22 protein-coding genes and 1 pseudogene are annotated in these 24,236 nt (G+C 67.8%); 10 read left to right on the top strand and 13 right to left on the bottom strand.

Annotated elements, in window-relative coordinates:
* The first annotated feature begins 48 nt into the window (after positions 1-48).
* Positions 49-516 (top strand): hypothetical protein, encoded by a 468-nt coding sequence (locus tag ACWETB_RS01365; RefSeq protein ID WP_452208760.1) that lies wholly within the window; start codon positions 49-51, stop codon positions 514-516.
* Here ACWETB_RS01365 and ACWETB_RS01370 read toward each other — a convergent pair.
* Genes ACWETB_RS01370 through ACWETB_RS01380 form a run of 3 tightly spaced genes read right to left on the bottom strand, consistent with a single transcriptional unit; the run spans position 454 to position 2,552 of the window.
* Positions 454-1,215 (bottom strand): AIM24 family protein, encoded by a 762-nt coding sequence (locus ACWETB_RS01370; RefSeq protein WP_348805505.1) that lies wholly within the window; start codon positions 1,213-1,215, stop codon positions 454-456. The two genes, ACWETB_RS01365 and ACWETB_RS01370, sit on opposite strands and share 63 nt — an antisense overlap.
* Positions 1,212-1,922: an AIM24 family protein gene (locus ACWETB_RS01375; RefSeq protein WP_449743425.1), complete on the bottom strand. Its 711-nt coding sequence runs from the start codon at positions 1,920-1,922 to the stop codon at positions 1,212-1,214. Before ACWETB_RS01375 ends, ACWETB_RS01370 begins: the two co-directional genes overlap by 4 nt.
* Before the next feature lie 9 nt (positions 1,923-1,931).
* Positions 1,932-2,552 (bottom strand): AIM24 family protein, encoded by a 621-nt coding sequence (locus tag ACWETB_RS01380; RefSeq protein WP_348805503.1) that lies wholly within the window; start codon positions 2,550-2,552, stop codon positions 1,932-1,934.
* Between the two features lie 153 nt (positions 2,553-2,705).
* Here ACWETB_RS01380 and ACWETB_RS01385 point away from each other — a divergent pair, with 153 nt between their 5' ends.
* From ACWETB_RS01385 to ACWETB_RS01415, 7 genes are read left to right on the top strand one after another with little or no spacing between them, the layout of a single operon-like run.
* Positions 2,706-3,836, top strand: coding sequence for a hypothetical protein (locus tag ACWETB_RS01385; protein WP_449743424.1), 1,131 nt, complete (start codon positions 2,706-2,708; stop codon positions 3,834-3,836).
* Positions 3,833-5,047, top strand: coding sequence for an HpcH/HpaI aldolase/citrate lyase family protein (locus ACWETB_RS01390; RefSeq protein ID WP_449743423.1), 1,215 nt, complete (start codon positions 3,833-3,835; stop codon positions 5,045-5,047). The genes ACWETB_RS01385 and ACWETB_RS01390 overlap by 4 nt, the downstream gene beginning before the upstream one ends.
* The gene (locus ACWETB_RS01395; protein WP_449743422.1) at positions 5,044-6,333 is read left to right on the top strand and encodes a phosphoribosyltransferase family protein; all 1,290 of its coding nucleotides are present in this window, start codon (positions 5,044-5,046) and stop codon (positions 6,331-6,333) included. Before ACWETB_RS01390 ends, ACWETB_RS01395 begins: the two co-directional genes overlap by 4 nt.
* Entirely contained in the window at positions 6,330-7,463 is a 1,134-nt protein-coding gene (locus tag ACWETB_RS01400) for a cysteine protease StiP family protein (RefSeq protein WP_452208763.1), read from the top strand. Before ACWETB_RS01395 ends, ACWETB_RS01400 begins: the two co-directional genes overlap by 4 nt.
* On the top strand, positions 7,460-8,314 hold the full coding sequence (locus ACWETB_RS01405; RefSeq protein ID WP_449743420.1) for an HAD family hydrolase: 855 nt from the start codon (positions 7,460-7,462) through the stop codon (positions 8,312-8,314). Before ACWETB_RS01400 ends, ACWETB_RS01405 begins: the two co-directional genes overlap by 4 nt.
* Positions 8,311-9,600 (top strand): TerD family protein, encoded by a 1,290-nt coding sequence (locus ACWETB_RS01410; RefSeq protein ID WP_449743419.1) that lies wholly within the window; start codon positions 8,311-8,313, stop codon positions 9,598-9,600. The genes ACWETB_RS01405 and ACWETB_RS01410 overlap by 4 nt, the downstream gene beginning before the upstream one ends.
* A 13-nt stretch (positions 9,601-9,613) precedes the next feature.
* On the top strand, positions 9,614-10,195 hold the full coding sequence (locus tag ACWETB_RS01415) for a GNAT family N-acetyltransferase (RefSeq protein ID WP_449743418.1): 582 nt from the start codon (positions 9,614-9,616) through the stop codon (positions 10,193-10,195).
* A gap of 132 nt (positions 10,196-10,327) precedes the next feature.
* On the opposite strand, the gene ACWETB_RS01420 is transcribed toward ACWETB_RS01415, so the two are convergent.
* The 8 genes and pseudogenes from ACWETB_RS01420 to ACWETB_RS01455 form a co-directional block, all read right to left on the bottom strand.
* The gene (locus tag ACWETB_RS01420; protein ID WP_449743417.1) at positions 10,328-10,570 is read right to left on the bottom strand and encodes an IS1096 element passenger TnpR family protein; all 243 of its coding nucleotides are present in this window, start codon (positions 10,568-10,570) and stop codon (positions 10,328-10,330) included.
* A 90-nt stretch (positions 10,571-10,660) separates the two neighbouring features.
* Positions 10,661-11,395, bottom strand: a complete 735-nt coding sequence (locus tag ACWETB_RS01425) for a DUF429 domain-containing protein (protein WP_452208766.1) — start codon at positions 11,393-11,395, stop codon at positions 10,661-10,663.
* Positions 11,396-11,406: 11 nt separating this feature from the next.
* A complete protein-coding gene (locus ACWETB_RS01430) occupies positions 11,407-12,708 on the bottom strand; it encodes a TrpB-like pyridoxal phosphate-dependent enzyme (RefSeq protein ID WP_449743416.1) in 1,302 nt (433 codons plus the stop codon).
* A 68-nt stretch (positions 12,709-12,776) separates the two neighbouring features.
* Positions 12,777-15,251, bottom strand: a complete 2,475-nt coding sequence (locus ACWETB_RS01435; RefSeq protein ID WP_452208769.1) for a phosphoketolase family protein — start codon at positions 15,249-15,251, stop codon at positions 12,777-12,779.
* A 130-nt stretch (positions 15,252-15,381) separates the two neighbouring features.
* Positions 15,382-15,864: a hypothetical protein gene (locus tag ACWETB_RS01440; RefSeq protein ID WP_449743414.1), complete on the bottom strand. Its 483-nt coding sequence runs from the start codon at positions 15,862-15,864 to the stop codon at positions 15,382-15,384.
* Positions 15,865-15,907: 43 nt separating this feature from the next.
* Positions 15,908-16,608 (bottom strand): annotated as a pseudogene (locus ACWETB_RS01445) (response regulator).
* Between the two features lie 20 nt (positions 16,609-16,628).
* Positions 16,629-18,284: an ATP-binding protein gene (locus tag ACWETB_RS01450; protein WP_452208771.1), complete on the bottom strand. Its 1,656-nt coding sequence runs from the start codon at positions 18,282-18,284 to the stop codon at positions 16,629-16,631.
* Between the two features lie 29 nt (positions 18,285-18,313).
* Positions 18,314-19,819: a CitMHS family transporter gene (locus tag ACWETB_RS01455; RefSeq protein WP_449743411.1), complete on the bottom strand. Its 1,506-nt coding sequence runs from the start codon at positions 19,817-19,819 to the stop codon at positions 18,314-18,316.
* Between the two features lie 182 nt (positions 19,820-20,001).
* Between ACWETB_RS01455 and ACWETB_RS01460 the strand changes: the two genes are divergently transcribed.
* Positions 20,002-20,679, top strand: coding sequence for a response regulator transcription factor (locus tag ACWETB_RS01460; protein WP_348805486.1), 678 nt, complete (start codon positions 20,002-20,004; stop codon positions 20,677-20,679).
* 6 nt (positions 20,680-20,685) lie between these two features.
* Here the strand turns inward: ACWETB_RS01460 and ACWETB_RS01465 are convergent, their stop codons facing one another.
* Complete coding sequence (locus ACWETB_RS01465) at positions 20,686-22,131, bottom strand: sensor histidine kinase (protein ID WP_348805485.1); 1,446 nt, start codon at positions 22,129-22,131, stop codon at positions 20,686-20,688.
* 93 nt (positions 22,132-22,224) lie between these two features.
* Between ACWETB_RS01465 and ACWETB_RS01470 the strand changes: the two genes are divergently transcribed.
* Positions 22,225-22,932, top strand: a complete 708-nt coding sequence (locus tag ACWETB_RS01470) for a phosphatase PAP2 family protein (RefSeq protein WP_452208774.1) — start codon at positions 22,225-22,227, stop codon at positions 22,930-22,932.
* A 36-nt stretch (positions 22,933-22,968) separates the two neighbouring features.
* Here ACWETB_RS01470 and dinB read toward each other — a convergent pair whose 3' ends face one another.
* Positions 22,969-24,195, bottom strand: a complete 1,227-nt coding sequence (gene dinB, locus ACWETB_RS01475; RefSeq protein WP_449743410.1) for a DNA polymerase IV — start codon at positions 24,193-24,195, stop codon at positions 22,969-22,971.
* Positions 24,196-24,236: the final 41 nt, after the last annotated feature.

The raw sequence follows: 24,236 nt of genomic DNA on the forward strand, positions 1-24,236 counted from the left end.
GCCCGTGTCCGCCGGGCCGAGCTTGTCGAGGCCGCGGTCGACACCGACGTGATCGATGCCGAAGCGATCGGTGCCGAAACGATCGATGCCGAAACTGCTGACACCGAAGCCGAAGCTGCCCAATCCGATCCGGTCGAACCCCGGCGACCCGACCAGCGGGACAGGCCCGACGCCGCAGGCGGCGAACGCTCAGACGAACCCGGCGTCACGGGTGCCGGGGAACTCGAGGACGCCCACGGCTCGCCCGACGTCGAGGTCACCGCGGATCCCGACGATCCCGGCACCGCGGGCACGATGCATGCATCCAGTGCCCGTATCCGCGTCCGCGGCACGGTCACCGACGGACAGGTCGCTTTGCGAGGCCTCGACTCGCGGCTCGCCCTCGGGGCTCGTCACGGCTCGTCCGACGGGGAAGTGCTCGACCAGCGCTCGGCCGGCAGGAGTGGCCACTCCCTACTGGTGCTGCCCCAACTGCTGCGTGATCTGCTGGTTGATCTGCATCAGGCCCGGTTGTGAGAGGCCGGGGAGGTGGCCCTGGATGGTGCGGACGATCGACATGTCGTTCATCACCTTCTCGCTGGATTGGATGAGAACCGTTCCGGCGCCGGTGAAGTCGAACTGACGCTCCTCCCCGGAGTTGATGCCCATCCGGTGACCGGCCGCGGCGATGAAGGAGTTCACCCACGCCTGGTCGTAGTGGTGGCTGGGGGCCGGGCAGTCCGACCAGCCGACCAGCGCCTCCGGGTCCACACGCACCGGAGGCTCCACGAACATCACCGGACCGTTCGACGACGCGAGGAACTTACCCGTGCCGATCAGGGTGAGGAAACCCGGGACGATCGACTGCTGTAGTGACAGATTCGGTTCGAAGGCAAGCAGACTCGCGGCCCGGATGGTGAGGTTGCCGTCCTCGAGATCGTAGGAGTTGATGTTGTAGCCGCGATCGCCGATGACCAGTTTGCCGTTTCCCTCGACCACGACGTAGTCACCGAGGTGCAGCGGAGCCGAGAACTGCTGCGCCACCATGTGCAGCAACTGCCCCTGCAGACCGTGCTGCAGCGACGTGAAGTTCATCTGGCCGTAGTAGGCGATCATCGCGCCCTTCGACATGAACCACGGCTTGTTGAGCTCGATGACGTAGGAGTAATCGTTGTCCGGGACATTGTCGTCGGCGGGCAGCGTCATCGGATTCCAGACGGTGTTGAGCTGACTCACAACTTCTCCTCGGATGCCTGAACAAACACGACGCCGTGCCCGGCGCACTCCAATTGCATTCCCTCACCGCCGGTTCGGCCCATATTGCGCCAACTGACGGTGGACCGCAGCGTGGTGTTGACCTGCCCGGCGGACGCCACGAAAGCCTGCGGGTCGACGGTCACCACCGGACGATCGGGCGCCACCGGAAGTTCGAACACCCCACCGTGGCCCAGGACCACGACCTGCCCGGGACCCGACAGCTGCGTGGTGAACATGCCCTGGCCGGTCACCGCACCCGCCGCCGCCGACCGCAGCGATCCGAGTAGACCCCCGCCTCCACCGCCACCGCCGCCACCTTGCGACGCCACGGACACCACCGACGCCTGCAGATTCGAGGTGTAGGCCAGCGTCCGCGACGCCTCGACCCGGATCGTCCCGCCGACCTGCCCGACGTCGATGATCTGCACCTCGATACCGCGGAACCCGTAGTGCACCACCCCCTGACCCTGGGCGATCATCGTCGACTCGTGCTCGCCCGCCATCATCCGGCCCGCCATGCCGGCCATCCCCGACATGCCGAAACCACCGCCGCCGGCTCCGGCGAGCTGATGCGGTTGGAAGAACACGTCGCCGGTGTAAAAGAGCATCGCTCCCTTGCGCGCCACGATCGGCCCGCTCTGGCCGATGTCGACCGATACGACCTTGCTGTTGACCTTGGTGAACATGACCCTCCCCTACCGTTCCGCCGGCTGGATCGAGACGACGCCGGAGCCGTCGTAGCGCAACGAGAACGCCTCGCCACCGCCCTGACCCAGGGCGCTGCGCCAGCTGACGTCGGTGACGAAGGACTGACTCAACGCGCCCTTCGCGCACACGAACGCGTCGGGGTCGACGACGAGCGGGAACTGCGGGCTCACCTCCAGGTGGATGAGCGGACCGCCCTGCGAGAGCAAAGCGACCTGACCGTGCCCGGTGACGGTGGTGGTGAACAAGCCCTGCCCCGACGTCGCGCCCCGCACACCGGCGAAGGTCACGTTGGTCTGCAGATTCCCGTTCATCACCATCAACTGCTGCGACTCCACCTGCAGGGTCTCCCCGGCCAGTTCGATGATGGTGGTCTCGGCCGCGTTGTGGGCGAAGTACACCACCCCGGTGCCGGACGCCTCCATCAGCGACAGGCCCTCACCCGTCGCTCGTTGCTTGATCCCGGCGAGCAGACCGTCGCCGCCACCGAAACCGGCGGACTTGAAGTTGATCTGCCCTTCGTAGGCCACCATCGACCCGGACAATGCCCGGACCGCGGTGTTGTTCAAACGGGCCTCCACGACCCGTTTCGAACGTTGCACTAGTTGCATTCGCGAGCCCTCCTCCGAAGTCGCCGCCACAGCACGGCGCGTCTGGGAAAGAAGTTAGTCGATAGCATCGACTACGTGCCCAGGAAGTTTGCACGGAAATGGTTCGGGGGCAGCTCACGCGCGAATGCCGATCTCGGCGAGTACACAACCCGAATGACATCGGCGTTCCTCGCGTCCGAGCAGACCCTCTCGGAGATCGATTCGCCCGTGCGTATCGCGGCCGAACTCGACCCGCGATCGCGGATCCTCGACGAGTGGACGCAATTGCGCGAGTACTACGGCCAGGTGACCGCCGACTACCTTCGCCTGTCGTCGGCAGCCACGGCTCCGGACCCCCAGAATCATCCCCGCCCCCGTCTCGACGAGGTCACACGCTGCACGGATGCTCTCGGCGCGGTGAACACCCAGATGGGTGAGTTCGGCCGCGTCCACGCCACCGAACTCGATCGCGCACGGCACACCGCCACCGAACTGCGGGTCCTCGATCAGCGTGCCCGGGAGTCCGCCACGCAGGCAGCGAGGTCGCTGGAGACCGCGCCGCCACACCTGCTCGGTTTGCGCGTGGTGACCACCGCCGCCGACTCCCTGCAGTCGGCGATCGCGGCGTTCGAGCGGGCCCAGAGCATCCGTGACCGTCGTGCCGCCGGGACCGCGTTGGTGACCGCCGGCGAGCGGGTGCAGGCCGCGCTGATGGACGCGCCCGGCTTCTCCGAGCGGGCCACTCGGGTCATCCGGTCGGTGGATACCCGGCGCAGCGCCATCCGGACCCGTAGCGAGAAGATTCCCGATCTGCTGTCCGCGTTGCGTCGCGAGTTCAGCGCCGAGTGTTCGACGGACCTGCAGGACTCCGATGTGGTGATCCGTACCCACCTCGAGGCGGCCGACGCACACCTCGCCGACGCCCGCACTCACCTCACCAGCGCGCCTGACCAGTCGATTACCGATGCCGAGGCGGCCCGTGACGACCTCGATTCCGCCGAAGGTGCCGTCGACGCCGTCGGCGACCGCCTGACCCTGCTGCGTGAGGTCAGATCCGATCCGACGGCGGTGGAACGGCAGGTACGTTTCCGGCTACGTGACGCCCAACACTTCGCCGTCGACAAGTCGCTGGTTGACGAATGGGGCTCGGTGCTCGATGCTCAGGCCGACCGGATCTCGAGGGCGCGGGGCGCGCTGGAGCGTGTTCACCCCGACTACTGGTCCTACCTGACGCAGTTGCGTGCTGTAGAGCAACGCGTGGCCGAGATCGTCGACCGCATGAGAGGACAGGTGGCGGCACGATGACCGCGGCAGCACCCGAGGACGTCAACGCGTCCGCCGGCCCGTCGAAAACCGATGGGCCCGCACACTTCCATCACCTCACCGCCGAGGTCCACGAGCACCTGTTCATGCACCGACCCCAACCGCTGTCGGATGCGTGGCCCACCCGCCGTCTCGCGGTCGCACTGGGAGCGACGCTCTATATACCCGCGACACGACCCGACCTGGCCGAGGTGATCGCCCGCCGATACGCCGATGGCGTGTTGTCGATGGTGATCGACCTCGAAGATGCCGTCGCCGACCATCAGGAATCGGAGGCCATCGCCTCCGCGGTCCGCGCACTCCATGACCTCGAAGGCACCGCGGCGGGCGCGATGATGCTGTTCGTCCGCGTCCGGACCGCCGCTCAGATCGGCACCCTCACCTCCTTGCTCGGATCGTCGGAGGTGTTGTCGGGCTTCGTCATTCCGAAGTTCGGCGCCGACCACGCCGAGGCCGCCCTTCAAGCGGTCCACGATGCCGGCGCAGTGTTGGGCCGACATCTGTGGGCGATGCCCGTCCTCGAATCCGCCGCGCTCGTGCACCGGGAGACCCGCGACGACGAGTTGGCGGCGATCGCAACGGCTCTCGATGCACATCGGAAGAACGTGCTGGCCGTCCGGATCGGCGCGACCGACATGTGCGGGCTCTTCGGCATCCGTCGCGACCGTGACCTCACCATCTACGACGTCCGCGTCGCCGCCGACGCCATCGCCGGGATCGTCAACATCCTCGGCCGCAGCGACCCCTCGGGTCACATCATCACCGGACCGGTGTGGGAGTACTTCGCCGATCACGAACGGCGATTCGCCCCGACGTTGCGGCACACGCCCTTCCGTGATCACGACGCGGTGTGGTTCCGTCAGCAGTTGGTCAGCCGCGACATCGACGGCCTGCTGCGTGAGATCGCCCTGGACCGGGCCAACGGCATGCACGGCAAGACCGTCATCCATCCGGCGCACGTCGCGCCGGTGCACGCACTGAGCTCGGTGACCCACGAGGAGTACCACGATGCCCTCGACATCCTGGCCGCCGACACCGGCGGCGCACAGGCGTCGTCGTACCGGAACAAGATGAACGAGCTGAAACCGCACCGTCATTGGGCCACCCGCGTGATGGACCGCGCCGCCGCCTTCGGCGTCACCAATTCCGGGATCAGCTTCGTCGATCTCCTGACCGCCCTGGACGCCGCGTGAACAGCACCACCACCTCGGCCGGAGCCGTCTCGTGGGTCGGTGGGCAGTTCGGTGTCGAGGTACACGCGCGCAGCTCACCCCGGAGCCCTTGGGCCATCGACGATCTCATCATCGTCGGCCTGCGGCGTAATCGTCGGCGTGCACATCTGCTGGTGTCGACGGTACTCGGCAAGCACATCCCGACCCCGCCGAGCGCGGTTCGGGCCGCCGCCGACGACCTCGGCGACGCCGTGCTCGCCGCGGTCGGCGCCGACGCGGCGTCACGTGCCACCGTGCTCGGCTTCGCCGAAACCGCAACGGGTTTGGGCCACTGTGTGGCTGCGCGGATCTCGGCGCGGGCCTACCTTCATTCGACCCGGCGGCGGGCCACCGGGGTGCCGGCGTGGGGCACCTTCGAGGAGGGCCATTCGCACGCCACGACGCATCTGCTGCAACCCGCCGATGCCGACCTTCTCGCCACCGATCCGGATGCGCCGATGATCCTCGTGGACGACGAGATCTCCACCGGATCCACGGCACTGCGCGCCATCACCGCGCTCCAGCACCGCGCACCGCGCACGCACTACGTGGTGGCGTCGCTGGTCGACATGTGCACCGACGCCCATCGCGCCACGATCGCCGCGGCGGCCGCCGAGCTGGGGGTTCGGATCGATCAGGTCTCGCTCGCCCAGGCCCGAATCCTGCTGCCGGACAACATCATCGACGAGGTCTGGGCTCTCGAACCGGGTGCGTTGAATCCCGTCGGCGACCACCGCGGCGACGTGACAACAGTGCACTTGCCGTGGCCCGATGGCCTTCCCGACGGCGGGCGGCACGGATTCCTACACTCCGACGAGGCAGCGTTCGGGGCGGCGATTTCGGTTGCGGCCGAACAGATTGGCGAGGTCATCGATCCGTCCGGCGACGTCGTCGTGGTCGGGCACGAGGAACTCATGTATCTGCCGCTGTGCCTCGCGGAGGCGCTGGAGGTCTCCGGAGTGTCGGCGCGGTACCAGACCACCACCCGCTCCCCCGCCTATGTGCGTGATGTCGACGGCTATCCGCTGCGCCGCGGATTCACCTTCACCGCACCGGAATCCGATCCGGGGACTCCACGGTTCGTCTACAACCTGGTCTCGCCGTTCAGCGCGTCCGGGTCGGAGGTGCTGCCGCAGGTGGTGCTGGTCATCGATGCGCCCGCCGACACCGACCTGCTTCGCGAATCGGGTGGCGTCATCGATGTGCTCACCGCCGCCGGTCACGACGTGATCGTCGCCGTCGTCCCCACCGGCGGGCCGAAAAGATGACCGCACCCACCCCGCCACCCCTCACCCCGCCCCTGAACGGCCCGGCCTTCGGTTCCTACGCTCCCGACGAGGTGACCTGGCTGCTCAAGGACCTCTCCCATGTCGCCCTCGAGGGGGATCTTGCCGAGCGAGAACGCCGAATCCAAAGCGGTGCGGCCCATTACGCCGAGTCTCTGCCCATCGAGTATCAGCCGGGCTCGCAGTACCAGGACCTGTTTCACGAGGCGCTGCGCGGGTCCGCGGACCGGTTGGCCGAGGCGGTCGGTGTGGTCAGTGAGCTCGTGGTGGCCGAACGCGATCGGGTCCCGACGCTGGTGTCGCTGGCGCGGGCGGGCACGCCGATCGGCATCCTGATGCGACGCTGGATCGCTCACACCTACGGCGTCGAGGTTCCGCACTACACGATCTCGATCGTTCGGGGCCGCGGAATCGACACCGTCGCACTCGATCACATCACCGCGCGGCATCGGCCGGAGTCGGTGGTGTTCGTCGACGGCTGGACCGGCAAGGGTGCGATCCAGCGGGAACTCACCGAAGCTCTCACCGCGTACGCCGCCGCGGGCGGCGCGCGACTGCACGACGAGTTGGCGGTGTTGGCCGACCCCGGTTCGTGCACCACCACCTTCGGCACCCGAGACGACTTCCTCATCGCGTCGGCCTGCCTCAACTCCACCGTGTCCGGCCTGGTGTCCCGCACGGTGCTCAACGCCGACCACATCGGCCCGGGCGAGTTCCACGGCGCGAAGTTCTACTCGCATCTGGCGAAGTTCGACGTGTCAACTCTGTTCCTGGACACCGTGTCCGAGAGGTTCACCGCCGTCGCGCACCGCGTCCGGGACACGCTGGCGGCGATCCGCGACGGCGATCGGACGCCGCAGTGGTCCGGGTGGAAGTCGATGGAACGTCTCCGCGACGAGTACGGCGTCTCGTCGGTGAACTTCGTCAAACCCGGTGTGGGAGAAACCACCCGGGTGCTGTTGCGCCGCGTTCCGTGGATGGTTCTGGTACGGGAGGCCGACCTCGACGAACACGCCCACATCCGCGTCCTGGCCGCCGAACGCGGGGTGCCGGTGGAGGTACGTGGTGATCTCGCCTATTCCTGCGTCGGTCTGATCAAGGAGGATGCGTGAACGGCCTGATCGCCACCGATCTCGACCGGACCCTCATCTTCTCGCGTCACGCCATGGGCGAGGAGCAGTTCGCCTCGCTCGATCCGGTCTGCGTGGAGATCTACAACGGCGGACCCCTGTCCTATCTCACGCCGGCGGCCCGAAACCTGCTGGTGGCGTTGGCCTCCCAGGCGCCGGTGGTGCCGGTGACCACGCGGACACCGGCACAGTTCACGCGTATCGAGCTGCCCGGCAGCCCCTTTCGTCATGCGGTGGTCTCCAGCGGCGGCCGGATCCTGACCGACGGCACCGACGACCCGGCGTGGCGTGCGCAGGTCGACCGGCGGGTCGCGGCGTCGGCGGCCGACCTCGCCGAGGTGGTGGCCGCGCTCGAATCCCGCATCGACGAGAGTTGGGTGACCTCGGTACGGACCGCCGACGATCTGTTCTGCTACATCGTCGTCGACCTCGACCGGCAACCCGGCGACTTCCTGTCCGACTGGTCGCAGTGGTGTGCCGAGCGGGCGTGGACGGTGTCGCAGCAGGGCCGCAAGATCTACGCCCTCCCGCAGGTCGTCACGAAGTCCGCGGCGGTGGCAGAGGTCCGCGCGCGACTCGTCGCCGACGGGACGCTGCCCGACGACGCGCCCGTGTACGCGGCCGGTGACGGGCGTCTGGACATCGATCTCCTGGAGTACGCCGACGCCGCCATCCGGCCACGGCACGGCGAGCTCGAGCAGATCGGCTGGACACAACCACATCTCACCGTCACCGACACCACCGGTGCGCTCGCCGGCGAGGGGATCCTGGAATGGTTCACCGCGCGTATCGCCGACGCCGTGGTGACCGGAAATGCGAAGATCAAGGCATGACCGTACTCACCAAAGGACAGAACGCACCGCTGCCCGCAGGCGACGTGGTGATCTCCATCGACGTCGGGGCGCCCGCCGACCTCTCGGCACTGCTGGTGACCGATGCGATGAGGGTACGGACGGATGCCGACTTCGTGTTCTACAACCAGCCCCAGGGACCGGGCGTGGTGCTGGAGAACCCGACGAGCCGCCCGGTGCTGCGGGTGTCGACAGCGGGGCTGCCGCCGGATATCCACGCCGTGCGCGCGGTCATCACCCTCGATGACGCATCGTCGAGTTTCGGTCGGATCGCGGCGCCCGTCGCACACGTCGGTGATGTCTCGGGCCGGGAGCTGTTCACCTACTCGATCGACGGATTGTCCAGCGAGTCGGTGGTCGTCGCCCTCGAGCTGTACCGCCGCGGTGGCGACTGGAAGGTCCGCGCCGTCGGCCAGGGCTATGCCGGCGGCTTCGCCGACCTGATCCGCGATCACGGTGTGTCGGTGGATGACGCACCCGCCACGACGCCCGCGCCGGCGGCCGCGCAGCCGCCGACCCCGCCCGCCTATACCCCACCACCGGCGGCTTCGGCCTACCCCCCACCACCGGCCGCCACGCCGCCCCCTCCCCCGTACACGCCATCCGCACCCGCTCCGCCCGCTCCGCCTGCACCGCCCGCTCCGCCCGCACCTGCGGCGTCGGCGCCCGGCGAGATCAGCCTCACCAAGAATCGGCGCGTGAACCTGAGCAAGGGTCAGAAGGTGTCGCTGCGCAAGGACGGTGGTCTCGCGCTGACCCGCATCCGGATGGGCCTGGGCTGGGACCAGATCAAACGTGGCGGTTTCTTCGGTGGCCGGCAACGCGAGATCGACCTCGATGCGTCGGTGCTGATGTTCAGCCGCGGGCAACTCGCCGACGTCGTCTACTACGGGCATCTGTCCAGTGACGACAACTCCATCCGGCATTCCGGCGACAACCTGACCGGCGCCGGCGAAGGCGACGACGAGATCATCTACGTCGACCTCACCGCCATCCACCCGGCCATCGACAATCTGGTGTTCACGGTGACGTCGTATCAGGGTCAGACCTTCGAGGAGGTCGACAACGCCTTCTGCCGCCTCGTCGACGAGACCATCGGCACCGAGCTGGCCCGCTTCACCCTGCAGGGCGGCATGCCGTTCACCGGGGTGGTGATGGCGGTCATCAATCGCGAAGGCGCCGAATGGAAGTTACGGGCCATCGGCGACGGATTCCAGGGCAAGACACCGCGCGACGCGGTGGGTCCGGCGACGCGATACCTCGCCTGAGCCGAGCGAAGTGATGTCGATCGTAGTGCGGCCGGCGTCGGAGTTCGACGACGTCGCCACCATGGTCGGGCCGAAACGTCCCGACGCGAACGTCTGCTGGTGCCTGAGTTATCGCATTCCCAACAAGCTCAACCGATCCCTCGAGCGCCGGCAGCGCGGCGAGTATGTGCGGGGACTGTGCGAGAAGATGCCTGCCCCTGGGGTTCTCGCCTACGACGGCGACGAGGTGGTCGGGTGGGCCGCGATTGCGCCGCGCGCCGACACCACCTTCGCGGGCAACCGCAGGATCCCGCACATCGACGATCTCGACGTCTGGTCGCTGTGGTGCCTCCGCGTCCGTCCCGGGCATCGTCGACGTGGTATCACCGCGGACTTGATCAGTGGCGCAGTCGATTTCGCCCGGGCCAACGGTGCGCCGGCCGTCGAGGCCTACCCCGTCGACAACGGCGCCGATCGGGTGGACCTGACGATGGCCTACGTCGGCACGCGAATGATGTTCGAGCGCGCCGGCTTTCGGTATGCTGCCGACACCACGTCGGTGCTCAACCGGTTTCCGCGGGTGCTGATGCGACTGGCGTCGGACGAGTGCCGGTGATTGGCCGCCGGCTGCGCAATCCTCTCGTTACCACTCTGGAACGGCCGACGCTTATCGGACTTACTCATACCAATCACCTTCGATCTCGAAAATCCAGCGCCCGGTCGCTGCATCAGCACGCGGTGCGCCGCATCAGCGTAGGCCGAGTCGTTTCAGCTGCCGGTTGACGGCGCCGACGTCAAAGATCGTGGCGTCCACCGATACTCCGGCCGGAAGCCCGGCCCACTGCCGCAGATCCTGATGGTCGGGGTGAGAGGGTGTCACCGCGGCGAGGAAACGCTCCCATCCCGGCGGATCGCCGACGTCCTCGAGCGGGGCCGTCCCGGCACCGTCCCGTTCGGCCTGCTTGGCGCGGCGTTGTTTCTTCGTCGACATTGGGTCGACCCGACCGGGAGAGGGCAGTGGATCGGGCGCAGAGCGCTGTCAACGTGGCGGCGAGCGCTGTCAACGTGGCGGGCGGCGGGGTCAACGGTCGACGAGGTCGGCGAGCGAGCAGTTGGGCAGGTGAATCCAGCCCTCCCGCGCGGCGACGTCGCGGGCGGCGGCGGCGGGCAGCTCGGTCCGGCCGAGTGCGGCGGCGCGGGCGATGAGTGCGGTGATCACCGCGTCGAAGGCATCGTCGTCGCGTTCCATCACCGCACGGTGGGCGCCGAGATCGAGCCAGGGCGCGTCGGTGCGCAGTTCCACCACCAGTTCGGTGAGTACGGCGCGGTTTGCCGACCGCTTGTATCCGCGGGAGCGCAGACCCCACCGGCGCAACGCACCGGCCGGATACGCCTCGACGGCCCAGCCGTCGACACGATCGGCCACACCGAGATCGGCGAGCAGTCCGGCGCACCGGAACGCCACGTGCGCGATCTGATCCGCCGACACACTCAGCGGACGACCCGCTCCGATCTCGATGAGGTGACGGTCGCTGCGGCGCAGGGCAAGTGGGCGTCGTCGACTCACATCGTCGAGTCCGCGTCCGGTCGGTGTGGTGCCACGGTGATGGGCGCTCACGAAGTCGACGAAGTCGTCGGGCCAGCCGAACGGCGAGTCGATGCCCACGCGGTCGGCACCCGAGACGACGGCGTGAATTCGCGCGTCATCGGCCGGGATGACCAGATCGACCAGGCGGGCCCCCGAATCCGCCCAGTCGATCACCGCCACCGCGGTCTTGGTCGGTGCGGCCGCCAGATCGATTCCGGCGGTGCGCATCACGGCCGGTGTCACATCTTGCCGTCGAGGAACTCCGCATAGGCCGGAAGATCCAGCTGTCCGTGCCCGGAGAGCCCGATGACGATGACCTCGTCCTTGTCGCTGTCGGCGACGTGTGCGGCTGCGGCGGCGATCGCATGCGTCGACTCGGGGGCGGGCACGATGCCCTGGGTGCGGGCGAACTGCACACCGGCGGCGAACGCGTCACGCTGGGTGATCGCCACGCCCGAAACCAGTCCCAGCTCCACGGTGTGGCTCAGCGCGGGCGCCATTCCGTGATAGCGCAAACCGCCGGCGTGGATCGGATCGGGAACGAAATCCATTCCCAGCGTGTGCATCTTGAGCAGTGGGGTGAGCCCGGCAACGTCGCCGTGATCATACCGGTACTCACCCTGGGTGATCGACGGGCACGCCGCCGGCTCGGCAGCAACGATGCGCGGATCGGAGCGGCCGTGGATCTTCTCCCGCAGGAACGGGAACGACAGCCCCGCCAAGTTGGAACCGCCACCAGCACAACCGAAAACGATGTCGGCGCCGCCCGGCTCCACGGCGGCGAGCTGTTCGACGGCCTCCACGCCGATGACACTCTGATGCAGCACAACGTGATTGAGCACGCTGCCGAGTGCATAGCGGGTGTCGTCATGGGTGGCGGCCACCTCCACGGCCTCGCTGACCGCCATCCCCAGACTGCCGGTGGTGTTCGGGTCCTTGGCCAGCATGGCGCGTCCGGCCTCGGTGAGCTCCGACGGGCTCGGGTGCACCGTGCCGCCGTAGGTGCGCATCAGGTAGCCGCGGTACGGCTTGGAATCATAGGAGGCGCGGACCTGCCACACCTCGACGTCGATACCGAATTGGGCACCGGCAAACGCCAGCGCGCTACCCCACTGCCCGGCACCGGTTTCCGTGGTCAGCTTCCGTACGCCGTCGATCGAGTTGTAATACGCCTGCGCCACAGCAGAATTGGTCTTGTGGCTGCCGACCGGGCTGACGCCCTCGTACTTCACGTAGATGCGCGCCTTGGTGTTCAGTGCTTTCTCGAACCGCCGCGCCCGGAACAACGGCGACGGCCGCCACATCTGGTAGATCTCCCGAACCGGTTCGGGTATCTCGATGTACGGCTCAGCCGAGACCTCCTGCGCAATCAGACCCGACGGGAACAACGCCGCCAGATCGTCCGGACCCACCGGTTCCCCGGTGCCCGGATGCAGGTGCGGCGGGATCGGCGTGTCGAGCTCGGCGGCCAGGTTGTACCAGTGCGTCGGGACGTCAACGGTGATCAGTTCGGGGTTGGAGGCATCCACGTGCATCGTCATAGGGTCACTGTAGTGGGTGGGTGCGGGGTGGTTGGTCGGGTCGGGGGTGGTGGACGTCGCTGCTTCCGTCAGCTCCAGGTCCAGTCGCGGACCTCCGGGATGTCCTCGAAGTGCTCGCGCACGTACTCCTCGTGTCTGGCCAGCTGCGCCCGGCAGAAGTCGGCGAGCTCGGCACCCTTCTCCGGCGCCCGGCGCGATCGTTTGAGCGCCTCGAGCACCAGGTGGTAGCGACTCATCCGATTCAGCACGACCATGTCGAACGGCGTCGTCGTCGTGCCCTGCTCGGAGAAGCCACGGACGTGGAAGCGACCCGGGTGGGTGCGGCCGTGCACCAGTTGATGGATCGCGCGCGGGTAGCCGTGGAAGGCGAAGACCACGTCGGTGTCACGGGTGAACAGGTCGATGAACTTCTCCTCCGCCAACCCGTGCGGGTGATCGTTCTGCGGCAGCAGCACCATCAGATCCATCACGCTGACGACGCGTGTGCGCAGGTAGGGCACCCACTCGCGGAGTAGTTGCGCGGCGGCCAGGATCTCCTGGGTGGGCACATCGCCCGCGGCGGCGAGCACGATGTCGGGCGGCAGATCGTCGGATACCCCGGCGGGTTCGGTTCCCGCCCAATCCCAGATCGACGCGCCGGCGGCGGCCTGCGTGCCGGCCTCGTCGAGGGTGAGGTACTGCAGGTGCGGCTGCTTGTCGACGACGATCACGTTGACATGGTCGCGACTGCGGAAGCAGTGATCGGCGATCGAGAGCAGCGAGTTGGAGTCCGGCGGCAACCACACCCGCACCACGCCCGGCGACAACGGCAGCACCAGATCGATCAGGCCGGGTCCCTGATGAGAGAAGCCGTTATGGTCGTTACGCCAGCACGTCGAGGTGAGCAGGATGTTCAGCGACGCCACCGGCTCCCGCCAGGGCAGATCCGCGGCATGCTGCAGCCACTTGGCGTGCTGCACCACCATCGACGCGCTGACCATCGCGAACGCCTCATACGTCGCGAACAGACCGTGCCGCCCCGAGAGCGTGTACCCCTCCAGCCAGCCCTGGCAGAGGTGTTCGCTGAGTACCTCCATCACCCGACCCGACGACGAGAGCCCGTCGTCGTAGCTGGTGGTCGGCAGTTGCCAGCAACGGTCGGTCACCTCGAAGACCGCGTCGAGGCGGTTGCTCGACGTCTCGTCCGGGCAGAACAGCCGGAACGTGCCCCCACCATCGGGGGTGGTGTTCTGCCGGTAGATGTCACGCATGAATACGCCCAGCACACGGGTGGTTTCGTGCTGTACGACTCCCGGGGTGGGGATGTCGAGGGCGTACTGCGTGATCGGCGGCAGTCGCAGCGGACGCAGCAGTCGGCCACCGTTGGCGTACGGAGTCGCCCCCATCCGCAGGTCTCCCCGCGGCGCGAGGTCGCGGATGGCGTCGACGACGGTGCCGTTGTCGTCGAACAGTTCCTCCGGGTGGTAAGACCGCAGCCAGTCCTCGAGGATCTGCAGGTGCTCGGGGTTCTCCCGCACCCCCGACAGTGGAACCTGATGCGCCCAGTGGGTGCCCTCGATCTTCTTGCCGTCCACGTACTTGGGCCCGGTCCAGCCCTTCGGAGTGCGCATCACGATGACCGGCCACTTCTGGTCGACGACGGGCCCGGTGTACTCGTCCGCATGCTCGCCCACCGATTCCCCTGCGCCTGATTCCCCTGCGCCCGAATTCTTTCCGGCGGTGCCGCGCACGTCGGCCTGGATGCCCCGGATCGTGCGGTAGGCCTCGATGATCGCGGTGCGCAACGCCGGGAAGACCTCACGTGGATCGTCGCCCTCGACGAACAGCGGCCGCCACCCCTGCCCGGACAGGTAGTCCGACACCTCGGCGTCGGTGCTGCGCCCCAGCACCGTCGGACCGGCGATCTTGGCGCCGTTGAGATGCAGGATCGGCAACACCGCTCCGTCGCGGACCGGGTTGAGGAACGCCGGGATCTTCCACGAACCCGACAGCGGCCCGGTCTCGGCCTCGCCGTCGCCGATGACCGCGGCGACGATCAGGTCCGGATGGTCGTAGGCGGCGCCGGCCGCGTGCACGAGGGCGTAACCGAGTTCGCCGCCCTCGTGGATGCTGCCCGGCGTCTGCACGCTCACGTGGCTGGGAATCCCACCGGGAGTGGAGAACTGGCGGCAGAGACGTCGGACGCCCTCGGCGTCGAGGGAGATGTGCGGATACACCTCGGTGTAGGTGCCCTCGAGATAGGTGTTGGCCACCAGGGCGGGCCCGCCGTGACCGGGGCCGGTGATGTAGAGCCACTCCGATCCGGTTTCGTTGATGATGCGATTGACGACGGTGTAGATGGCCGAGAGCCCCGGGCTGGTGCCCCAATGCCCGAGCAGTCGCGGTTTGATGTGGTCGACGGTGAGCGACTCACACAGTAAGACGTTGTCCTGCAGGTAGATCTGCGCGATATTGAGGTAGTTCGCCGCCGCCCACCAGCGCAGGTCGGCGTCGAGATCGGTGGTGTCGTACGGGTGATGTGCCTCGGCTGCCGTTCCGGCCATGTGAGGTTCCTCCGAATGCGTCGGGTGTTGTTTCGCGCGGTCCCTACGCTCCTTCATACGCGCTTCGGGTTGCGCGGATCATGCAACTGCGCGAATTACCGGGCGGCGAATCGACACGCCGACACCCACGTCAGATGTATCCGGCGCTCCACGCGATGAGGGTCTGGCCCGGTCGGCAGCCCCGGATGACGGAGAGGTCGCGATCGGTCTCGGCGTGGGTGCCGTTGTCGTAGGTGTCGGTGACGATGATGCCGACGGGTGCCAGGTCGTCGGCGGCGTCGAACTCGGTGCACGGGTCCGCCGACGCCGCGCAGGTCTCGATCCGACGTCCCTCGTGCGGACTCGCCTCCGACAGGTCACGCGCGCCGAGGTAGGCGTCGACCTCGCCGTCTGGCACCAGGAACGCCAGCGTCGAGCAGAAGCCCTGCCATTCGATCCAATTAGGATATGCCACAACGATTTCCGCGTCATCGGGAATCGATACCCGCAGTTCGTGCGCCGCGACGCGTGCCCGGCCGAAGGTCGACGCCAGGACGCAGACGGCGATGATCAGCGTGACCACGACCATCGCCACCAAGGCGATCAGGGCGCGCACAACCGATCGAGGGGGCATCTGCTCGAGCATATCGCCCGTCGAGGGATGGTGTTCCAACCGATCAGTGAGCCGCTCGCCGATACTCCTGCCGCGGGCGTCCGGTACCGCCGTAGTGCAGGGTCACCGTCAACCTCCCGCCCGAGACGAGCGTGGCGAGGTGCCGGCGTGCGGTCGCCGCGGAGATCCCGATCGCATCGGCGACCTGATCGGCAAAAGGCCGGCGTCGGACTCCTCGAACAGGTCCAGAATGCGTTGTTCTGTGGGGGATTGGACGGTGCTGCGGTCGTTGCGATGGCCGCCGAACCGCAGCCCCGATAGGGCCGCGTCGACCGCGGCTTGATCGACCCGCGGCGCGTCGAGCACTCGGCGGTAGTGCGCGTACCCGGCCAGGCGGCGTGCCAGTTCGGTGTCGTCGAAGGGTTTGATCAGGTACGCGAGCGCACCTGCACGCGTGGCGGCGCGCACCGCTCGAGCATCGGCCTCGGCGCCGACGATGAAACAGTCGCAGGGTAATTCGCTGACGAGACCGATCCCTGAACCATCCGGCAGGTAGACGTCGAGCAGGACGAGTTCGATCTCTGGATGCTCGGCGATCGCGTGGCGGGCGGCGGCCAGCGTTCCGGCCCGCGCCACCACCCGGAAGCCGGCGACCGCCGATACGATCGCCGAATGCAGTGCAGCGACCCGGAAGTCGTCGTCGACGATGAGAACCCCGAATCCGTCGGCGGTGGCCTCGGCCGGCGAGACCCTGTCTGCGTTCACGGTTCTCCCTCCACTGCTGATCAGCCCTTCATTGCCTGATCAGCCCCGGTGTGATCAGGCACGGCGTCGACCACACCCGGTAGCCGTGCCACGAAGACCGCCCCGCCCAGGTCATCGCCCGCATCGACCAGCGCGATGTCACCGCCGATGCGGTGGACAAGTTGACGCACGATCGCCAAACCCATCCCACGGCCTCCCGGTACTGTCGGGTCGGTCTTGGTGGTGACACCCTCGGTGAAGACGTCGTCGGGATTGGCCAGCATGATGCCCGGACCCGAATCTGCCACGGTGACAAGGAGTTCGGTTCCGTTGGCGAGGATCTCGACCTCCACTTGCGCGTCCGGCGTACCCGCCGCGGCATCGATGGCGTTGTCGACGAGGTTACCCAGGACCGCGGTGACGGTGACGGCGTCGGTGAGCGTTCCGGTCACCCATGTCTGAGGTCCGAGGCACAGGGTCACCCCACGCTCACGGGCGTGGGCGGCCTTGGCTTCCAGGAAGGCCTGCAGGTGCGGTTCGTCGACGTTGTCCAGGCCCTCGATGGCATTGGCACCCCCGCCGGTCAGTTCGGTGAGGTAGTCACGCGCTTCGTCGACATGATCGTGGCGGAGTAGCCCGGCCAGGACGTGCAGGCGGTTCGCGGTTTCGTGGCGCTGTGCGCGCAGGGCCACGCTCATCGCGTGGACGGCATCGACCTCGCGGGCCAGATCCTCCACCGTCGTACGGTCGACGACGGAGAGGACCATGCCGAGGTCCCGGCCGTCGGCCGAGGCGGGGTGGGAGGAGACCAGCACGATGCGCTCGCCGACGGTCGCGGCGAGTGGCTCGGTGGTCGGCGCGTCGAGAACCCCACGGACTCGGGTGGTGAGGCCCAGGTCGTCGGCCGGTGTGCCGAGCGGCGCGGTGACCCCCAGGAGCTGCCGCGCCTTGTCGTTGGCGACGCGCAGGACACCGTCGGCGTCGACGGCGAGGACACCGTCGTCGAGGGAATGCAGCACGGCGCCCTGCTCGCGGACGAGTTCGGCCAGATCGTCGGGTTCCAGACCGAGGGTCAATCGTCGCCATCGTCGCGCCAGCAGCACCGATCCGACGGTGCCGATGCCGAGTGCTGCGAGGGCGATCAGCCCGGTGGTTACGATGTCGCGCCGGGTGTCGCGGGCGAGTTTCTCGGTGGACACGCCGACGCTGACCAGGCCGATGGGTGCATCAGAAGTTCCTACGGCAGAACCTGTTTGGTAGATGGGCACCTTCGCGCGGACCGATTCGCCAAGCGTGCCGCGGTCGGTGGTGATGTCGACCTGCCCGGACAACGCCTTGGTGGGATCGGTGGAGAGATGCACACCGACCTCGGTGTCCTCGGGGTGCGCGAGGCGGATGCCGTCGGCGTTGGCGATCACCACGAACAGTGCGCCGGTCTTGGCGGCCACCGCCCGGGCCTGTGATTGCAGGGGCGCCGTGGCCAAGTCGGTCGGATCGAGGTCGGAGCCCTGGTGCTCGGCGACCTCGGCGACCACGTCGGGATCGGTGGCGACCGTCTGCGCGATGGCGAGGGCACGCTGGGCGTACTCGTCGCGGACGCGGTCGTCGGCACCGTAGATCACCCACCCGAAACCGACGCCAAGGCTGACCGCGATGACGACGAGCTGCAGGAGCAGTACCTGCGTTCGCAGTCGCATGCGGTCAGCCTAGGCCGAAGCCGGGACGGTCAGAACGGAATCGCACCGACCAGGCATCCGACGCCGAGCATCACCAGCGAGACCACCGCGGCCCGCCACAACACCTTCTTGTGGTGATCGCCGAGGCCGACGCCGGCGAGGGCCACCAACAGCAGGATCGCGGGAACCAGCGGAGATTGCATGTGGAAGGGCTGGCCGGTGATGGAGGCGCGGGCCATCTCGGTGGGGTCGATGCCGTAGCGGGTGGCGGTCTCCGACAGCACCGGCAGCACACCGAAGTAGAAGGCGTCGTTGCTCATCAGGAAGGTCAGCGGGATGGACAGGACACCGATGACCACCGCCATGTGCGGACCCATCCAGGTAGGGATGCCGTCGGCGAGCCAGTGGGCAATCGCGTCGACCATCCCGGTTCCGCTGAACACTCCGGTCAGCACGGCCGCGGCGAGCACCATCGCGACCACCGAGACGATGCTGGAACTGTGCCGGGTGATGGCCTCCTGCTGATCCTTGAGGTGCGGAAAGTTCACCGCGAGGGCCAGGGCGGCGAAGATCATGAACAGCACCGGGATGGCGACGATATCGGCGCCCAGGATCGCCAGCAGCGCGATGGTGAGTCCGGCGTTGACCCAGAAGAGCTTGGGCCGCAAGGTCTTCCGTTGCGGATCGAGGATGCCGGTGAAGCTGGTCTCACCGTCGGCGTCGGTCTCGTTCGGGTCGTAGGCATGTGCCGGGAGGTCGCCGGTGGACGGGGCCTCGGGGTTGCTGTCGCGGGTTGCGCCGCTGCCGGTGCCCGGGTTGCGGCCGCGTCGGAATCCGCCCCGGAATCCGCCGCGACGCGGGGTGTCGGTGCCAGTGCCGCTGCCGCCGCCGGCGAGGACGAGCTCTTCCTGCGGTGCGAGCAGCGAGTCCCTGATCTCGATGTTGCCGATGCGGCGCCGTTCGAGAACACCGAGGTGGTAGGCGAAGGCGAGCACCACCAGCATGCCGATGGCCAGGGCCGGGACCATCGGAAGGAAGACGTCGTTGGTGTCGATCTTGAGCGCACTCGCGGCGCGGGCGGTCGGGCCGCCCCACGGCAGGATGTTCATGGTGCCGTTGGCCAGGCCGGCGACGACGGTGAGGACGACCGGGGAGACGCCGAGTTTGAGGTAGAGCGGCAGCATCGCGGCGGTGGCGATGATGAACGTCGTCGAACCGTCACCGTCGAGGGACACGATCGCCGCGAGCACCGCGGTACCGACGACGAGTCGCGCCGGATCGTTGCGGACCATCCGGACGATGAAGCGGACGATCGGGTCGAAGAGTCCGACGTCGATCATGATGCCGAAGAAGATGATCGCGAAGAACAGCATCGCCGCGGTGGGGGCGAGATCCTTGATGCCGTCCTTGATCATGTCGCTGATGCCGAGGCCCGCACCGGCGAACAGTCCGAACGCGACCGGCACCAGGATCAGCGCGACGACCGGTGTCGCGCGTTTGGTGATGATGAGGAACATGAAGGTGGCGACCATCGCCAACCCGAGAGCTACCAACATTTGCCTGACTTTCTGCCGAGGTTTCCGACGGTGACGCGGGGCGTGGCGTCGGCTACAGGTGAAGTCTGTGGGTAACTCAGATCACAGTCACCCTTGTGCTCATTACTCGGGTTTTGCGCATTGTGCGCACGCCGCGCCCAGCGGTGCGGAGGCAATCGTGCCGGGACGAGCATGATGGAGGGGTGCGAGTCCTGGTGGTCGACGACGACCGCAATGTGGCAGAGACCCTACGGCGAATGATGCTCGCCGAAGGCTGGGTCGTGGATGTCGCACATGACGGCCGGGCCGGCTTCGAGAAGGCCGTCGGCGGCGGCTTCGATGTGGCGATCCTCGACATCATGATGCCGGGACTCAACGGGTACGAACTGGTCCGGGACCTCCGTGCCGCCGGGATCTGGACGCCGGTGCTGATGCTGACGGCCAAGGACGGCGAATACGACCAGGCCGATGCGTTCGACTTCGGCGCCGATGACTACCTCACCAAGCCGTTCTCGTTCGTGGTGCTCATCGCCCGGTTGCGCGCACTCGCGCGGCGCGGTGCGCCGCAACGTCCCACTGTGCTCACGGCCGGATCGCTGCGGCTCGACCCGGCCGCACACACCGCGTCCCGGTGCGGCGACGACTTGACCTTGACCCCTCGTGAATTCGCCTTGCTCGAATTTCTGATGCAACACAAGGGCGAGGCGGTCACCAAGGCCGAGATCCTGGACTCCGTGTGGGACATCAACTATCGCGGCGACGAGAACGTGGTCGAGGTCTACATCAGTTATCTTCGGCGGCGCATCGACACCCCGTTCGGCTGCAAGGCGATCCAGACGGTGCGAGGCGTCGGATATCGCCTCGCCGCCGACGGCGGGTGAGGGCGGTCAGCTGCGGCCCACTCGACCCGGACGCGGGTGTTCGGAGGCGCCGCCGGAATGCCAGGGTTGTACCGGCAGGATGAAACCGACCGTGGCGCCGCCACCCGGGGTGTCGGCGATCCTGACCTCACCGTCATGTGCGCGGATGATCTCGGAGACGATCGCCAGACCCAGTCCCGATCCACCCCAACGACGTTCACGCGTGTTGTCGAGACGGACGAAACGTTCGGTGACCCGGTCCTTGTCGGCATCGGGGATTCCGGGTCCGTTGTCGGCGACGGTGACCGACACCCGGGCACCGTCGTCGCTGAGCGTCATCGCCAGCGTCAGCCGATCCCGGGTGTGGCGGGCGGCGTTGTCGGCCAGGTTGCGCAGTGCCCGAGACAGCTTTTCCGCGTCACCACGCACGCGGACAGCGACGATCCGTGCCTCCACATGATGCCGACCGAGCGCCTCGAGACGATTCACTTCCGCGGTGCAGATCTCGTCGAGGTCGACATCGGTGATGCGCAGCGGAACACCGCTTTCGTCGGCCCGCGCGAGCAGCAACAGATCCGAGACCATCGACTGCAGGCGAAGTGCCTCGGGCAGCAGCACCGAGTCGACCGTCTCGGGATCGAGGGGTTGGTGTTTGCTCCGCGAAAGATCCAACAATCCGACCAGCGTCGTCAGCGGACTGTTCAGTTCGTGTGAGGCGTCATTGACGAAACGCATCTGTTGCGCGCGGGCGGTCTCGATGCGGTCGAGCATGTCGTTCATCGTGGTCGCCAGCGTGGCGATCTCGTCGCCGGTGCCCGGTACCGGAACACGTTGGTGCAGGTCGCCTCCCGAGATCTCCTCGACCTGACCGCGGATCAGGTCCACGGGTTTGAGTGCGCGTCCGACGAAGTAGTACGTCATCAGGGCCATGCCGATCACGATGATCGGGAACACGATGCAGCAGACGACAGCCGCGGTCAGGACCAACCAGTCGATCGGCCGCTCGAGAGCGCCGACCTCGACCGTCACCGGGCCGTCCGGTGTGTCCACCCCCAGCAGCGTCGCCCGGTACTCCGACCCCGACGGGCTCGTCGTGGCGTCGTCGACGGTGATCTCGGATCCGGCATCGACCCCGGGCCCGAGTGGCGTCGTGGAGTGGTTCAGACTCGACACCACCACGGTTCCCTCGGCATCCACGACCTGCACCACGTCGACGTTGCGGACCGGACTCAGAAGTGACTCGTCGAGCCCGGCGATGCCCTGCTCTTGCACCACCTCGGCGATCTCATGCGCCCGCGACTGTGTCGCGGCATCGGCTGCGTGCAGCAGCAGGTGACGCAGCACTAGGACGAGGACGACGGCCGCGATCGTAAGCGCGACGGTGACCAGAGTGGTCGCCACCAGGGTCAATCGGATGCGCACACCGCGAGTGCGTTCGGTCAACCAGGTGGGTACCAGGGATCGCACTCGCACATTCCGACAGTAACGGCCGGTGGTCGACGGTGATGCCGACGTCTCCGTACCGCACTCAGCGTCCACTAAGCGTTGCCGCGCCACGCTGGTCACATGTCCGTGCTCAATGGCCGCCGCGTGTCGGCGGGTGTCCTGCTGTTGCTCGTCTGTCTGGTCGGCCTCGTCCTCGCGTTCCGGAGTGGGCCGATCGGCATCGACCGGGCGGTGATGACCTGGTTCGTCGATCATCGCAGCCACGCTGCGGTGCCGGCGGTGTCCGCGTTCTCCGACCTCTTCGGTCCACTCCTGGTTGCGGTGTGGACGCTGGCGATCGCCGTGCTGTTCTTCCTGCGGGATCGCACCGTCGGCCGTTCGACCGCCATCGTGGCGGGTGTCGCATGTGCGGCGGTGGTGACCAAGGTCGTCAAACTCGTTGTCGCACGACCCCGACCACCGATGATCGACCACGTGGGTATCAGCGAGATGACCTACTCCTACCCTTCCGGCCACGTGACCGGCACCACCGCACTCGCCCTGACGACCGCTGTCGTCGCGACCGCCACCTCCGGCCGCCGCGCGAAGGTGTGGGCGGTGTCGGTGGCTGCTCTCGTCGGTGTCATCGGGGCCGCAACGCGCCTGTACCTCGGCGTCCACTGGTTCTCGGACGTCCTCGCGGCGTTCGCGGTGGCTACCGCGTCCGCGCTGGTGGTGCCCGGGGCGACCGACGCCGCGTTGCGTGAGATCCGCCGACGACTTCCGGCCACCCCGCCCGACTGGCTTGCCCCGGCCACCCGGCAGGCGGTCCCCACCCGAGGGCGCTGACCTGCGTCTGCCGGCGGTGCACGGGAAGCACCTGCCTCAGTCCGGCAGCATGGGCGCGTCGTCGCCGTGATGGCGGCCGAGCAGGACGCCGCGGGTCAGCGCATCACGACCGAATCGATCACGCAGAGCGTCCATGGTGGCGTCGAGGTCGGAGGCGTGGAGTTCACCGGCCGGGACGTCGTCGAACGGGAGGGCCAGTTGCGGGGTGTCGGCGTCGTCGAGGTTGGCGAGACTGACTCCGATCAGGGTGCAGCCGCGCTCGACGATCAGCGGCCGGGCGGCGTCGAAGAGCCCCCGCGCGCAGTCCATCAGCAGGTCGGTGCGGTCGGTGGCCTCGGGCAGGGTGCGCGACCGGGTGACGGCGGTGAAGTCATGGAACCGTAAGCGCAGCACCATGGTCCGGCAGTAGCGGTCGGCGTTGCGCAACCGTTTGCCGAGCCGGTCGACGATGGCGATCAGGGTGGCCTCGATGTCGGCGGCGGATCTGTGCCCACGGCCGAGCGCACGCTGCGAACCGATCGAGCTGCGGCGGCGGCCCGTCTCGACCCGACGCGGATCATGCGCGAGCGACAACGCGAACAGGTGCCGACCGGCACCGCCACCGACGATGCGGCACAACGACTTCTCGCCGATGCGAGCCATGTCGCCGACGGTGGTGATGCCCGCGTCGGCGAGCTTGGCCTCGGTGACCGGGCCGACTCCCCACAGACGCCGGACCGGCAACGGATGCAGGAACTCCAGTTCCCGGCCCGCCTCGACCTCGAGGAGACCGTCCGGCTTGCCGACCGCACTGGCCACCTTCGCGAGAAACTTGCTGCGCGCTACCCCGACGGTGATGGGCAGCCCTACCTCGACGCGAACGCGGGACCTCAGGGCTTCGGCGATCTGAACGGGAGTTCCCGCGGTGCGGCGCAGGCCCGCGACGTCGAGGAAGGCCTCGTCCACGGAGATGCCCTCGACCAGCGGCGTCGTGTCCCGGAAGATCTCGAATACCTCGCGGCTGGCCTGCATGTAGTCGTCGAAGCGGGGCCGCACCACCACCGCGTCGGGACACAAGGCGAGGGCGTCGCGGCCGCCCATCGGGCTCCGGACGCCGCGGGCCCTGGCCTCGTAACTGGCGGCGAGCACCACCCCACCGCCGACGAGCACCGGACGTCCACGCAGCGACGGGTCGTCACGCTGTTCGACCGAGGCGTAGAACGAGTCGAGGTCGGCGTGCAGGATCGATGCGTCCGGTCGGTCGGCGGTGTGGATGCGGCCCATCGTGTCACTCCCGTCGAGTCAACCCTGCATCGGATCGAACA

It is taken from the genome of Gordonia sp. NPDC003950 (assembly GCF_053605205.1).